Raw genomic sequence first — 14,551 nt, 5'->3', positions numbered from 1 at the left:
AAAAAGGACAGTCTGTTGACTGCCCTTAAAAAGTCTTTACCAATATGAAGGGTGCCGAGCAGCCCTATAGTTTAAAGCGATTGTTTGATTACCTTGTTGTAGTGGATAACGGAAAGAATGCCGAAGATCGAATACAAAATAGTGTAGATGACCATCACGACAATCATCGGTGTCAGCATGACCGATCCGAACAAAAACCAGCCCGATTGGACAGCAAAGTAGCTGTGCAAAAGTCCGATGATAAGCGGTATTCCAAAGTTGAACAGCTGCTTACGCTGGATACCGCGGCGAAGATCCGTTGTTGTGAAGCCAAGCTTGCGTAGAATCGTATAATTCGGTTTCTCACTTTCTGCTTCATCCATCTGCTTGAAATAGAGAATACAGCCCGACGTGATCAAGAATGTCAGACCTAGGAATCCAACGATGAACAAAGTTAAGCCGATTGTTGATTTCTGATCTTCGAGTATATCGATTCTAGATTCACTATTATCCTTTGCTTCTAGATCGAGACCGTTAAATAAATTGTTTGCCTTTTGCAGCTGTTCAGCATCATCAATGGTATAACCGAAATACCAATGATAACCTTGATTCAATTCTGGATTGATATCTTGCTTCAACTCCTGGAATAGAGCATCATCGACTATCATAGTCGGCAGACCGCCCATGGTGTAATAGTTGGAGATTGGATACTCGTCCTCGAGCCCTGTGTAATGCAGTGTTGTTTCGGTCTCTTTCCCAAGGACAGTAACATCACCCTTGTCCTTCAGTGACATGAAGCGTTGCAGCAATTCATTATATCCAGTCAGTTTCAATTCATCTGGAGCTACATCTAACCCTGCTGCTTTCTCGCTGATTACAGCTGTATCCATCATAGAGGAATCAAAGTTCAGTTCCAGCTCCGTTTGCAGAATATTTTCGATGTTGAGCTGCACTGTGTACACTTCCGCTTTGTCTTCCGTATAAGCGATATTATTATCATCCAAAGCTTGACGAAAAGTTTCTGCATCGCTCTCTGTCAGTAAGGAGAAATCTTCCCCTCCTGTATAGTTATAAGCTGTTTCCTCAGCGGAATAAAACGTGATATAGCTCAGGGAAAGCAAACCAATTGCCAACGCAGATACAGTGGTAATGATGGTAAGTAGCATCGCATTGGATTTCATACGGAACATGATGGATGAAAGGGACAGTACCTGCTTGATATTCAAATAGCCGCCTTTTTGCTTCCTAATAAGGCTTACTAAGAAAGCAACAGACCCTTTATAGAACAAATATGTTCCCAGAATGACACAAAACAGGATAAAGAACATGGCTCCAAACAATTCAATCATTGATGAAAAATCACCATCGAACAACTTGCCAGAGACGATATATCCTACTGCGATCAGTGCAATCCCTAAAATCCCAATGATAACTTGGAATATGGAAAGCTTCCTCGCCGTCATTTCTGTTTTTGATTTCACGTGAAACAATGAAAGAATCGTCTGGCGTTTGATGAAGAGTATATTCATAAGCATGATGAGTACATAGATACATACGAATACTAGTAAAGTTTGAAGTAACGCCCTTGACGAAAAGGACAAGGATGCGATTCCCTCAACACCTGTAACTTTGAACAATATCATGATTAATAGCTTTGAACCGGCAAATCCTAATGCGATTCCGATTAGGAGACTGCCAAAATAAAGGATTGCATTTTCTGCACTTAACAATCTGAAAATCTTATTTTTCGTCATACCGATCAGCTGAAACAAACCGATTTCCTTGCTGCGCTGTTTGATAAAAATAGTATTTGCATACAGCAAGAATATAGCAACGATAAAGATAAGAAGTACCGAAGCGGTCGCTATACCTGCTCCACCTTTTACCGAACCCTCTACTGGATCCATCGACTTATCATATTGCAGTGTTACAAATGCAAAATATAGACCAGCGCTGAAAATCAAAGCAAATACATACAGATAATAGTTACGCAGATTTTTCTTCAGATTACGGAGTATCAGACTATTAATGCTCATTTTGCACCCCGCTGAGCACACCTTGTGTGGACATGATGTCTTTGAAGAAAGCTTGGCGCTCTTGTTGACCTTTGTTCAGCTGTGTATAAATCTGACCGTCCTTAATGAAAATGACGCGGCTGCAATAGCTGGCTGCTGCCGGATCATGTGTAACCATAACAATAGTCGCTTTTCGATTTGCATTCAATGAGCTAAGCTTGTTCAACAAATCCGATGCTGATTTTGAATCTAGCGCACCTGTCGGCTCATCAGCAAAGATGATGCTTGGCTCATGGATGAATGCACGCGCAGCAGATGTACGCTGCTTTTGACCTCCAGAAATCTCGCTTGGATATTTATTTTGCAGCTCCATAATACCGAGCTGTTTGGCTACTTCCTCAAATTTACGGTCCGCCTCTTTTTTGGGCACTTTTTTAATAGATAAAGGAAGCAGTATGTTCTCCTTCACTGTCAGAGTATCAAGCAGGTTATAGTCCTGGAATACGAAGCCAAGATGGTTCTTACGAAATTCGGCCAGCTGCTTCTCTTTCATATTTGTGATTTCGTTGTTTTGAATCAGAATTGTTCCGCCGCTCGCACGGTCAATGGAAGAAAGCACGTTCAGCAGTGTCGTCTTACCCGATCCGGAAGAACCCATGATGCCAACGAACTCTCCCTCCTCAATACTAAGGTCGACACCTCGCAGCACTTCTTGCTTATTGAATTTATTTCCGTAATTCTTCTGGACTCTTGTCGCTTCTAGAATTCCCATTGTTTCGCACCTCTTTGTATGATTTGTTACCTCAAGTATACGGATGCTCTGGAATATGCTCCTGCTTTTCAGCTAACAAACGAACAAAAGCGTGTGACAATCCTGTCACACGCCAGTCATGCCGACCATATCATTTCGTTTTGGGAAAGTGAGTGTAAAGCATGTACCACTCCCAGGATCAGAGTCTACATCCACCTTAATCTTCAGCGGTATTGCTGCCTTCTTAGTCAAATAAAGCCCCATGCCGGTGGCAGCCTTATTATGCTGGATAGTCGAAGTGAACCCCTGGTCAAAAATCCGCGGCAAGTCTTTTGCATCAATCCCTATACCACGATCCTGAATACGAATCTGCACGTGGCCATCGATTTTCTCACTAGAAATATGAATATCACTGTTCTCACTGTACTTTACTGCATTGGATAACAGCTGACGCAGGATGAACGTGAGCCACTTTGTATCGCTCAGCACTACATCTGCCTGTAAATCCAAGTCGAACCCGATGTCCTTTTGCATACACCACGAACGCAAGGAACGGATCTCCTGACTGAAGACAGTATGTAATTCAATTTCTTCTATATATAAGTCGTTCTCAATGAATGTAATACGCTTCTGATGGATTTGTGTATCCAGCAGCATGTGCACACGCAGCCATTCATATGTTAGCTGCTGCTTCAGTACGTCATCCTCAATACGCTCAATGATCAGCTGCATAGCCGTCAGCGGTGTCTTTACTTCATGAATCCAGGAAAGCAGGTCATCCTTCTCCCGCTCTAACGACTCCCTGCGATCAGAAGAAGTTCGATTCAAGAAATTAACCTGTTCCTGAAGGCTCTCATGAACGATATATTCGTATGGACGGTCTGGCTCTGGTAATGTCGACGCGTCCAGGCTTTTCTCCCAGTCATCCAAACCGCGATAATAACGTGTTTCCCGGTTATAACGGAAGAAAAGGAATACCGTAAACAGCAGCCAGAACAGCAAAAGGACATATAAAATAGAATCAAACGGCATCGTCGTATCCACATACGCTACTAATAGCAGCAAACCGGAAAGCAGGACAAACATACCTATCCAGCTCGCTTTATCCCGAAGATACTTCCAGATCATAGCTGACTTGCCTCCAGCGCACAATAGCCTTGTCCTACTTTCGTTTCAATCTGCTGTCCAAGTCCGATATCATCAAGCTTCTTCCGCAGTCTGTTCACGTTAACAGTCAATGTATTATCACTGATGAAACGCTCGTCATCCCATAGACTTGTAATCAGCTTTTCCCGAGAGACAATTTTGTTTTTCTGTTCTACCAAAAGCTTTAGGATGTACATTTCGTTCTTTGTCAATTCTACCTTGCCCGTATCGTTCTCTACTTCATTTTTCTCATAATCAACCGTCGCACCATTCCACGTTTTCAATGTAACGTTATCGGTATTATAATTGTAAACGCGGCGAAGAATAGCCTGTATTTTTGCAATCAGTACTTCAAAATGGAACGGCTTTTGGACAAAATCATCTCCGCCAAGCTGCATCGCCATGACCATATCCATTGGATGGTCCCGGGACGACAGAAAGATGATCGGAACATTGGAATGCGCCCGTATCATACGGCACCAATGGAAACCATCATAGCTGGGGAGCTGGATATCGATCAGCACAAGCTCCGGCTGCACGCTTGAGAACTCTTCCATCACCCGTCCAAAGTCTTCTATACCATGCACTTCATAAGACCATTGCGTCAATCGCGTCCTGATTTCTTCGAACAGACTTTTGTCGTCTTCGATTAATAGTATCTTAAACACGTTCGTCACCTCATTTGTCTTCCATAAAATTGTAACGAATATGTACTGTATTTACTAGCATCCCACGTAAAGATTGTTTCTATATCAGGCTTATGCTAGAGTTTTCTCATATAAACAAAGCGAGGTCCTGCACGATGTTCGATCCTACTGTATTCGATAACTTGAAAGTTGCTTTCGAAAATCAGCTATATGATTTGGATAACTTAGACAAGGAAATTACCATTGTATCCCGCCATGATCGTTTGGATTTGGCCTCAATGTCACGTGAATTCCGTCTCGGATTCACGTTGCAGGCAAATGCGAATGTGACCGCCGAAATCTGTCTGGAAGCTTCCTTACGTGATTTAGCTGATGAGATAATGGAAGAGCCGGAAAAATCTCCAGGCTGTACACTACGTCTTTTCTTCTATATGACAGTAGAAGATCCTGATACAGAATGTCCTCTGATCGAGTCTATCCTGACTCAAATTTGGACACCTCCAAGCCGCCCGGAACAAACATTGCAATATACGTACGATAAACAGCAAAAACAATACCAAAATACAACCGAGGTACGTTTTGACCGGAAAGTTAATGAAAATCAGATGGAGGATATTCCAAATCTGATTGATCATATTCTGGACTCTCTCGAAGCACTTACAACAGAATAAGAACAGCCCGCAGTATATCTGCGGGCTGTTCTTATTTTTTCTGGAGCTTTATATGATCGACATTCAGCCAAGCGTTCGCTTGAGCCTTGTTGTAGATGCCAATTTCTATCTTACCATCCGTGACTTTGACATTATCAAGCGTTACTTTTGTCCAATCAGAAGCTACACTAGGTATTGTCTGCTTCAGCTGCGTACTGCCGCTCTTCGTATAGATTTCAGAAGTTGTATGTGTACCGCCTGCCTTTATCCAAGCAGATAGTTTATACGTACCATTTGGCAAACCGGTCAGCTGCTGGTAGACAGAAGCTTCATATGCCTTTGCATCCCAGAACGATAACTTGTAATTCCCATCAAGTGCATCAGCTTCTGTTTTGACAGCTGTGCCTGTAATTCCAGAAGCAGTCCATTTTGTCCAATCCAGCGGAGTTCCAGAGGATCCGCCTGATTCAAAGCTAGGATTCTTCGCATAATTCGTCTGAGCACCCGCATTCGGTGTACCAAAGATCTTCACAGCATCCAATGCATTTCCATTGAAATCAAAGATTGCTTGGTTATCCCACTCATTACCCGGTTCATCCGAAACGCCAAGATAATTCATACCCGCGGTCGTGGCCCAGGTTACTTTTCCATTATTCCATAGCGGCTCCCAATAGAAGAATCCGGTACCCTTCTTATTCGGCACTTGCTGGATAGATGTTACCAGATCCTGCATGAAGTTATGTTGTCCTTTCGGAGTTGCTGCATAACCGGCAGTTGCAGCTTCTTCCTGACCAAATGCATTTTCCTTTGCATCTGCGTTACCCGTCGTATGGCCATAAGCTGTTTCGACAACAATGACATCTTTTCCATATCGCTTGGATATATTGTTCATATTTGTTTCCAAGTCATCCAGCGTACCGTGCCAGTAAGGATAATAGGAAATTCCAATTGTATCGTATTCTACATTGCGAGCTGTTATTTCGTCGAACCACCATTTAAAGGTTTCATAATTACCGCCCTCTGCCAAATGCAGCATCAAGGTAGTATCTTTAGGCTCTGTATCTTTCACAGCTTTGATACCGGACTTAAGGAAGGTAGCCAGTCTGTCGAATTCTCCGCCGCCTTCGCCCCAGCTCTTACCATATGGCCACAGCATACCGCTATTCAATTCATTCCCTATCTGAACCATATCCGGATAAACATTTTGTTTCTTCATTTCAGCAAGCACACTGTACGTATAATTATATACCTCCGTGTTCAGCTGCTCGAAAGATAATCCCTGCCAGCTTTTCGGCAGATTTTGCTTGCCAGGATCAACCCAGAAATCACTGTAATGGAAATCAAGCAATACCTTCATGCCTTTCGCCTTAGCACGCTTGGCCAAATCGATTGTCGTTTTCAAATCATTCGTACCTGCACCATACGTATTGCCAGCTGCATCTTTCGGATCATTCCAAATACGCAGTCTGACATAGTTAGCTCCGTTATCTTTCAAAATCTGCAAGGGATCCTTTTGTACACCATTTTCATAATACTTCGCACCTGACTTTTCCATATCGGCTAAAGTTGATATATCTGCTCCTCGGATGAAGGAGCTATCATAGCCGGCCGCCTCAGCTGGCTGAACTGTTACGAAAGCACTCGAGAAACTTAACAATAAGACAAACAGCAATATGAGCTTCTTTTTCAAAGGATTCTCCTCCTGCTTATTTAAGCTGATCGATAACGTAGTCCACTGCTTTCTTCGGATCGCGTGTCAAACTGATATATTCTGCACCTTTTGTTGCGGCCAGTTTAATACCGAGACGATCGGTATCTTCTTTGATATCCTCGAAGTACGATCCCACCTGAGGCGCAAGAATGACCATATCGTAGTCTTGCATGATTTCATAGTGCGAGCCGTATGCACCAGCAGACGCAGAGATAGGTACGCTGAATTTTTCAGCTCCTTCTGTTAAAGCATTGGCTAGCATGGCACTTGTACCTGCACCAGCACAAAGGACGAGGACGTTTGTTGGTTTTACTTCATTGGAAACAGATTCTGCTTCTTCCAGTTCTACTGCTGCTTGCGTTGATGCAATTCCGCTTACTGCTGCAGCCATTGTTGGCTGTGTCCTCGCCGCAGCTGCTTCAAGCTGAGCATTTTGTGCTTCCTGCATGACGAGTTCTTTGTCGTATACCTTACAAAATGGCAGATAAATCAAGAAGTCGACGACGATCAAGGTCAACACTAGCACAAACGACCATAATCCCATTCCGGTTCCGAGCACAAGGCCGATAGGTGCCGGTGTGGCCCAAGGCAGGACATACATGAAACTGTTCATGCCGATAACATCAACGAAGAATTTAAAAATACATACGTTGATCATCGGTGTCAGCAAGAATGGAATGAAGAAATACGGATTCAGGATGATCGGCGCTGAGAATAGTAATGGCTCGTTCACCGCAAAACTGACCGGAATGAAGGACGCCTTACCAACCGCCTTCAGCTGCTTGGATTTTGCCAAGAGCATGAAGATGAACGGCACAACTAGCGTGGCACCTGTTCCACCCATCGTACCTACAAAGTTACCAAGACCTACTGTTAAGACATTGGATGCTTGCTCACCCGCATTATATAGCTGCAGATTGGCTTCTACATTTACATAGATGATGGCTGCAATCGCTGGTTCCACGATAGACGGACCGTGAACACCGACAAACCAGAAGAATGCCATCATACCCCAGATGATCATGATACCGAGGTAGCCGTCGGCCGCAGTGAATAATGGTGAAAGCAGTTTGACTAGCGCTTCGGCGAATGGCACATTCAACGTAGTACGAACTACCAAGTCGATAATGACCATACCAAGGACAGAGAATGCGAACGGGAAGATATCCTTGAATGTCTGGGAAATCGTTCCTGGCACTTCCTTTGGCATTTTGATCGTAATATTTTTCAATACACAGAAACGATAAACATTAACCGTTATGAAAGCGGATACAAATGATGCCAGTAAACCTTTGGTTCCCATGTATTCGGCAGAAAACCCACCGTCGATCTGTGAAACACTCAATAGCATGAATCCAACAATGGATGCAAGCATTGCCGATGTCGAGTTGATCACTTTGTTCTTCGGCATTTTTCGGTTCACTGATTCACTCAGACTTCTGGCTGTTGTAGCGGAAACCAGCAAGCCCACCACGCCCATGGAATAGTTATATACTTTCCACAGCCATGTCGAAACACTTTCTGGCCAGGCGAATCCCAGTACTTCCGGCAAAGCTGCCAGAAGGATGAAGATACTCGCGAACAGAATCGCAGGCATTGCCGTAAGGAAACCATCACGAACTGCCCCAAGGTAGATATTTCGGGAAACCTTCTCGAAGAACGGTTTCCCTTTCTCAATTTGCCCAATAATCCCTTTCATCCTACTTCCTCCTCCTTAACTCGTTTTGCGGTAGAGCTCGACGAAGTCCTGTACAAGCTCCCGAAGAAGCAATGTTGTCATCAGATGATCCTGGCCATGGATGAAAATGAAGCCGATATCCATATCCTTGCCGGCTGCTTCATCTGCCAATATCTGCGTTTGTGCATTGTGAGCCAATTTTAGGTTTTCATCCGCATTTTTCAACTCTTCTTCTACATTCTCGAAGTTACCTGTACGTACTTCCCGCAGCAATTTCATCAGCGAGCTGCGCGCATCCCCGGCATATGCAACAATCTCAAAACCTAGCATTTGTAATGATTCTTTTGTCATAATAACCCTCCTGGAAAGCTTTCATATTAGTTTCGGAAAAGCACGGCGAGTAGTATCCCCCGTGCAGGAAATCAATTGATTGTTTTGGTTTCACTCAGACGCTTGTACCAGTAAGCTGATGCCTTCGGATAACGCTTTTGTGTTTCGAAATCGACGTAGAATAGTCCATAGCGTTTGTTATAACCATTTGTCCAAGAAAACAGGTCCATCAAGGACCAGAGGAAGTAACCTTTTACATTCACCCCATCCTCAATTGCCTTGCCGATCGCTTCTAAGTAGACTTTCAGATAGTCGATCCGCGCCTCGTCCATGATGACACCATCCTCGAACTCATCTTTGTAGCCCATTCCATTTTCGGTGATGTAAATCTTGTTGTAATGAGGATAATCCTCTTTTATACGCACAAGGATGTCATACATACCTTCTGGATAGATCAGCCAATCCCAATCTGTACGCTTCAGTCCTTCTTTGTAAATCCGTTCTCCTATTCCTTTCACTTTGTAAACAGAAGTCCCTTTGTCTCCTGTTCCATTGTGATGAATCTGCGTTTCGCCATCATATGCTTTTACGAAGTGGCATTGGTAGTGGTTGATTCCAAGATAATCATTCCGGTGGGATGCCTTCTTCATAATCTCAAAATCTTCTTCTAGGAATTCATAGGTCGCTCCGTTCGCTTCGGCAATTTCTTCGAGTGCTTGCATCGTCTTATCTGAATAGTATCCGAGATAGGTAGCATCCAAGAGGAAGCGGACGGAAAGTGCATCATCCAAGAAAGCCGCATGCTGATCTTCCGGGGAGTCTGTTGCCGGATACTTTGTTTCTAAGGAATGTACAACCCCAATCTCACCAGGGTAATTATTATCCTTGTACAAATTAACCGTACGAGCATGAGCAACCATCATATTATGCAAACACTGTATGATCATTGAAAAATCACTTTTCACTGACGGAGGGAATGTCCCTAGCAAGTATTGGTTCGTTGCAACAGGATAAATCTCGTTGAATGTGCTCCAGTAGTGAACTTCATGAAATTCCTTGAAACAGAATGCCGCATAGTCGACGAATGCGTCCAAGTTCTCCCGATTCAAGAAATCTCCTTTATCGAAAAGTGTCTTCGGTGTGTCGAAGTGATGTAAGGTTACGAAGGCTGTGATATTTCGCTTTTGACACTCTGCGAAAAGATTATGGTAGAAGTTGACGCCTTCCTGATTTACTTCTCCAGTACCATCTGGGAAAATTCTCGTCCAAGCAATGGAAATACGGATCCCATTCACACCGAATTTCTCACAAAGTCTTATGTCCTCTGGATATTGATGATAAAAATCACTAGCAGGGTCTGGACTGAAGCGTCCTTGCTTCTCTAGGAATTCATCCCAGGCTACAGGTCCCTTTCCGCCTTCCTTCGTCGCACCTTCTGCTTGATAGGCTGCTGTTGCTCCTCCAAATATGAAATCCTCTGGCAACTTATACATGATTGGATTCCTCCTCCATAATGTTTGTTTCAATAGTAATATATTGTTTGTTTTTGTTATCTTTCGTTTATTGTAAACGGATACAATAAGCATGTCAACGAAATATTTTCTAAAATTAGGCAAATAATAGTACATAACAAACATCGTTGTGTTTGTAATTGTTTATTTATATTGACTGTATAAACTTGCATATGATAAGTTATGTTTAAAGTTTTGAGGTGAAAATATGTTGAAAAGAGAGCGCTTATTGAAAATAGTGGACATCGTCAACAAACAGGGAATCATAACAGTCAACGATATCATCCACGAATTGAACGTTTCAGATATGACAATCCGCAGAGATTTAGATGAATTGGATAAAGCAGGTAAGCTAGTTAGAATACATGGCGGAGCACAAAGTATTACCCACGCAATGGACCAGGAGTTATCCCATGTAGAAAAGCTAGATGTTCAGGTTGAGGAAAAAACACAGATTGCCGCACTTGCCGCTTCCATTGTAAGCGATCGTGATACGGTTTTTCTTGGTCCTGGAACCACGATTGAACTGCTCGCTCGCCACTTACTTCATAAGAAAATCAGGATTATCACGAACAGCTATCCGGTATTTGAGATTCTGACCCAAAGTGATACAGCCGAGATTATGCTGATCGGCGGGGATTTCCGCAAGAATACCGGTACGTTCGTTGGACCGCTTGTAAATAGCAGCCTGCAAAAGCTCAATTTTACGAAAGCCTTCATCAGCGCGAACGGAGTTCATAATGAAGAGATTTCTACCTACAGCATTGAAGAAGGTGAGGCGCATCAGATTGCGCTGAACAATTCACGCAGCAAATACTTGCTTGTGGATCATACGAAATTCAATCGGGAAGATTTCTATGTATTTTACAACCTGCATGATATGGATTATCTAATAACGGATGACAAGATACGATCAGACGTTCAGGCGCATTACGAGCAGTATGTTGAGATGCAATTACCACAAAAGGCATAAGGAGGAATAGAAATGAAAGGCGTCATTTTCGATTTCAACGGCACCATGTTCTTGGATTCCCATTTACATGAGCAGGCTTGGTTCCATATGATCCGCAAGTATGCTGCAGCAACCATAACAGATGAAGAAATTTTCACAAATATCCACGGTCGTACGAATAGTGAGATTCTACGGCACTTCATCAATAAGGACCTCACACAGAAAGATATCCGGAAGCTATCTGATGAAAAGGAAGGTCTTTACCGGGAGCTATGCCTGAAAAATGAAAAGGATCTAGTACTGACAAAAGGTTTGGTAGAGACTTTAGATCATTTGAAATCACAGGGCATGCCACGTACAATCGCTACAGCAACAGTAAAAGAAAATGTTGCCTTCTACTTTGATGTATTTAAGCTGGACAGGTGGTTCGATTTTGAAACTGTTACATTCGATAATGGCACTTTCCCAGGAAAACCTGCTCCTGATATCTTCTTGATAGCAGCTAAAAAACTAGGTCTGCAGCCAAACGAGTGCCTTGTTATCGAAGACGCCTTTTCCGGTCTTACCGCCGCGAAAAAAGCTGGAATCGGTACAATCATTGCAATCGATCCTTTCGGTAAGAATCGTGAAGCCTTTGAACAGAATGAGCTTGGATCCGGCGGTATCATTCAGGATTTTACGACTTTCCAAGAGCTTTTGTTCGTTAAATAGAAGAACCCCTCATCTGTCCGATGAGGGGTTCTTCCATTATGCCCGTGCGGTCTTACCTAATTCTTTTCCAAGCCCAAAGTAATGACGAAAGTTGTAAATGAGCGGACTCCACTTACTCGGATCGATATGCTGCCTTTCTTTTATAATACTTTCATGTGCATGGATGGCTACAGCTTCCACTTCTATAATAGCAATACCCTCCATATAGTCCGGTTCTCTGATATGTCTTACTTCTGCTTCAATCTGTAATGCGCATTCTGCAATAGCCTCTGCGCTCACAACCGAGGAGATTTTTCTCGTAAGACCAGCTGTGTGGAATTTATCTTTAACGGAGACGTATCCATATGCTGCTTTTTCTGAGGGAACAATCTCCTTCCCTGTGCAAGCAGCAAGCCTTTCCACGCGCTGCCATAAATCTGGACTAGGAATATTCAGCACGCATTCCCCGCTCCGCTGCAGATTCTCATATGCTTTCCCGGTTGTACCGAGACCGATGACAAGAAAATGATCCAATGCCCAGGAAGAGGATATCGGACTGATGTTTGTCGTCCCATCCTCATTCACTGTCGTGAGAAGGACAACAGGGTTGCCATAATATAAAATTTTAGGATTAATTGTTTTTGTTTCCATCATCTTGCTTCTCCCCTCTCCATCTTTAGCTTAAAATAAAGATATTACGAGCGTCATCGAAATATGGATGTTAGGAAAGGAGAATTTATTTGCATCCTCAACATGTCGCAGCAGCTGCTAGCCTGCTTAGTGATTCGTCCCGAAGTATCATGCTCACTAACATGCTTGATGGCAGATTCCACACTTCAGGCGAACTAGCCAGAGCTGCCGGTATCACGCCGCAGACAGCCAGCTTTCATCTAAAAAAGCTGGAAGAAGCCGGGTTCCTTGATCAGACCAAGCAGGGACGCCATCGTTATTACGGACTAAAAGATCCCGCGATTGCGCAAGTAATCGAATCCTTGCTTACAATCACACCACCGGCTCAAGTTTCCTCTTTCAAGCAAGCAACTGAAGACCAAGCTATCCGCTATGCTAGGACCTGCTATGATCATCTGGCTGGTTCACTAGGCATACAGATTGCGAAAGCTCTGGTTGATAGTGGTTATATAACTCAAGATCACGATCAATTCGTCCTGACAGTCAAAGGAGAAACCTTCTTTTCAAGCTTTGGTATCGACGTGGAAACAGCCCGAAGAAAAAGGCGTTCATTCAGCCACTGCTGCTTGGACTGGAGCGAGCGCAAGCATCATCTCGCTGGCGCTTTGGGAAGTGAAATGCTGGAACGTTTTCTGGAATTGGATTGGCTGAGAAAGAAACCCGAATCGCGGGCACTTCTTCTTACAGAGACAGGGAGAAATGGGTTTGCTGAGGTATTCGGTTTGGACACTTCAAACATATATAAAACACATGACAACAAGGTTTATTTACGATAGAATGTGCATAAGATAATAACGAAAAAAAGACCGCCCGGTGCTGGTAACACCAAACGGTCAAGCAATAGCAAGGATTCCTCAAAGGAATCGACCCACAGAAGAGCGAAAAAATAACCTACCCATCATGAGCTGTCACTCAAGGGTGGTTATTTTTTTTGGTTTTTATCAGACATAATCGCAACAACCAGCGTACCGAAAGAAATCATCAGCGTCAGCGTCTCGAATACTGTCAGAGGCATCACCTCCCTCCCTGGAGGGATAAGTGAGCCGACCACCCTTGAGTCATCTATGCTATTGTCTGTCCATTATATCAAGCTTGTCTCTTTCCCACATCTTACTTTCGGTGGAATTTTCTTGTATTCAACGCCCCTGCTCTATTGCTATAATTAGGAAAAAGTGCACGTAAGGGGGGATGAGATTGAAGTTACTAGACGTACCCTACATCAAGCAGCGACCGGAGCTGCCTTCCGGATGTGAAGTAACAGCGCTGGCAATGGCTCTGTCGTATTATGGAGAAGCTGTCGATAAACTATCATTAGTTCGTGAAATGCCCATGGATAAAACGTCTGTAGAACGCAATGAGGATGGAACAATCCGCATATGGGGCGATCCTGAGGATGGTTTTGTCGGCGATCCATTCGATAATGGTATTACAATAAACCCGAATCCGCTGAAACAAGTAGCAGATAAGCACCGTCCTGGCAGTTTGGCACTGTACGGAGAGACATTCGACGTCGTTGAAACTCATGTATCAAATAATCAACCCGTCTTAGTCTGGTTTACCATTCATCATGAGATGCCTACACCACGCATCTGGCACACCCCGACCGGAAAAATCGTTCAAGCCCCCCGTCCCCTGCATTGCATCGTCGTCACTGGTGTGGATGATGGCTATGTTTATTTCCATGACTGTGAATCAACAGAAAAGAGCGGGGAGCATATTAAGGTTGAAAAAGCTCATTTCACCCATATTTATGATGCGATGGGAAGACGCGCGCTCGTAATCACGTGAAAAAACACGGTCA

Annotated in this window: 15 protein-coding genes; 5 read left to right on the top strand and 10 right to left on the bottom strand. The window is 43.6% G+C overall.

Annotated features, from left to right (window positions below; translation table 11 throughout):
* Positions 1-71 precede the first annotated feature (71 nt).
* From CHH58_RS16870 to CHH58_RS16855, 4 genes are all read right to left on the bottom strand, one after another.
* Positions 72-2,015: an ABC transporter permease gene (locus tag CHH58_RS16870; RefSeq protein ID WP_095230564.1), complete on the bottom strand. Its 1,944-nt coding sequence runs from the start codon at positions 2,013-2,015 to the stop codon at positions 72-74.
* Positions 2,005-2,766 carry an ABC transporter ATP-binding protein gene (locus CHH58_RS16865; protein ID WP_095230563.1) on the bottom strand — a complete coding sequence of 254 codons (762 nt, stop codon included), beginning with the start codon at positions 2,764-2,766 and terminating at the stop codon, positions 2,005-2,007. The genes CHH58_RS16870 and CHH58_RS16865 overlap by 11 nt, the downstream gene beginning before the upstream one ends.
* 105 nt (positions 2,767-2,871) lie before the next feature.
* On the bottom strand, positions 2,872-3,873 hold the full coding sequence (locus tag CHH58_RS16860; RefSeq protein WP_095262886.1) for a sensor histidine kinase: 1,002 nt from the start codon (positions 3,871-3,873) through the stop codon (positions 2,872-2,874).
* A complete protein-coding gene (locus tag CHH58_RS16855) occupies positions 3,870-4,559 on the bottom strand; it encodes a response regulator transcription factor (protein ID WP_095230561.1) in 690 nt (229 codons plus the stop codon). Before CHH58_RS16855 ends, CHH58_RS16860 begins: the two co-directional genes overlap by 4 nt.
* Positions 4,560-4,693: 134 nt before the next feature.
* Here CHH58_RS16855 and CHH58_RS16850 point away from each other — a divergent pair, with 134 nt between their 5' ends.
* Positions 4,694-5,209 carry a hypothetical protein gene (locus CHH58_RS16850; protein WP_095230560.1) on the top strand — a complete coding sequence of 172 codons (516 nt, stop codon included), beginning with the start codon at positions 4,694-4,696 and terminating at the stop codon, positions 5,207-5,209.
* A 31-nt stretch (positions 5,210-5,240) separates the two neighbouring features.
* Here CHH58_RS16850 and CHH58_RS16845 read toward each other — a convergent pair whose 3' ends face one another.
* The 4 genes from CHH58_RS16845 to lacG all read right to left on the bottom strand — a co-directional run bounded on the left by CHH58_RS16845 (position 5,241) and on the right by lacG (position 10,400).
* On the bottom strand, positions 5,241-6,878 hold the full coding sequence (locus CHH58_RS16845) for a glycosyl hydrolase 53 family protein (protein WP_095262885.1): 1,638 nt from the start codon (positions 6,876-6,878) through the stop codon (positions 5,241-5,243).
* 16 nt (positions 6,879-6,894) lie between these two features.
* Positions 6,895-8,598: a PTS lactose transporter subunit IIBC gene (locus CHH58_RS16840; protein ID WP_095262884.1), complete on the bottom strand. Its 1,704-nt coding sequence runs from the start codon at positions 8,596-8,598 to the stop codon at positions 6,895-6,897.
* A 15-nt stretch (positions 8,599-8,613) separates the two neighbouring features.
* On the bottom strand, positions 8,614-8,928 hold the full coding sequence (locus tag CHH58_RS16835; protein WP_095221919.1) for a PTS lactose/cellobiose transporter subunit IIA: 315 nt from the start codon (positions 8,926-8,928) through the stop codon (positions 8,614-8,616).
* Between the two features lie 71 nt (positions 8,929-8,999).
* Positions 9,000-10,400, bottom strand: a complete 1,401-nt coding sequence (gene lacG / locus CHH58_RS16830; protein ID WP_095262883.1) for a 6-phospho-beta-galactosidase — start codon at positions 10,398-10,400, stop codon at positions 9,000-9,002.
* A 226-nt stretch (positions 10,401-10,626) separates the two neighbouring features.
* Here lacG and CHH58_RS16825 point away from each other — a divergent pair, with 226 nt between their 5' ends.
* Both CHH58_RS16825 and CHH58_RS16820 read left to right on the top strand, forming a co-directional pair.
* Positions 10,627-11,391, top strand: coding sequence for a DeoR/GlpR family DNA-binding transcription regulator (locus CHH58_RS16825; protein ID WP_095230556.1), 765 nt, complete (start codon positions 10,627-10,629; stop codon positions 11,389-11,391).
* Between the two features lie 12 nt (positions 11,392-11,403).
* Complete coding sequence (locus tag CHH58_RS16820; protein ID WP_095262882.1) at positions 11,404-12,081, top strand: HAD family hydrolase; 678 nt, start codon at positions 11,404-11,406, stop codon at positions 12,079-12,081.
* Between the two features lie 36 nt (positions 12,082-12,117).
* Here CHH58_RS16820 and CHH58_RS16815 read toward each other — a convergent pair whose 3' ends face one another.
* Positions 12,118-12,714 carry a flavin reductase family protein gene (locus CHH58_RS16815; protein WP_095261541.1) on the bottom strand — a complete coding sequence of 199 codons (597 nt, stop codon included), beginning with the start codon at positions 12,712-12,714 and terminating at the stop codon, positions 12,118-12,120.
* Positions 12,715-12,800: 86 nt separating this feature from the next.
* Between CHH58_RS16815 and CHH58_RS16810 the strand changes: the two genes are divergently transcribed.
* Complete coding sequence (locus CHH58_RS16810; RefSeq protein ID WP_373554130.1) at positions 12,801-13,526, top strand: ArsR/SmtB family transcription factor; 726 nt, start codon at positions 12,801-12,803, stop codon at positions 13,524-13,526.
* Between the two features lie 146 nt (positions 13,527-13,672).
* Here the strand turns inward: CHH58_RS16810 and CHH58_RS18695 are convergent, their stop codons facing one another.
* The gene (locus CHH58_RS18695; RefSeq protein ID WP_245609660.1) at positions 13,673-13,765 is read right to left on the bottom strand and encodes a putative holin-like toxin; all 93 of its coding nucleotides are present in this window, start codon (positions 13,763-13,765) and stop codon (positions 13,673-13,675) included.
* A gap of 179 nt (positions 13,766-13,944) precedes the next feature.
* On the opposite strand from CHH58_RS18695, the gene CHH58_RS16805 reads away from it, so the two are divergent.
* Entirely contained in the window at positions 13,945-14,538 is a 594-nt protein-coding gene (locus CHH58_RS16805; RefSeq protein ID WP_249275165.1) for a C39 family peptidase, read from the top strand.
* The last annotated feature ends 13 nt before the right edge of the window (positions 14,539-14,551 follow it).

The organism is Terribacillus saccharophilus (assembly GCF_002272745.1).
GTDB classification, from domain to species: domain Bacteria; phylum Bacillota; class Bacilli; order Bacillales; family Amphibacillaceae; genus Terribacillus; species Terribacillus saccharophilus_B.
Note: the sequence above shows the minus strand (reverse complement) of the source record. Positions and strands in the feature narration are given on the sequence as shown.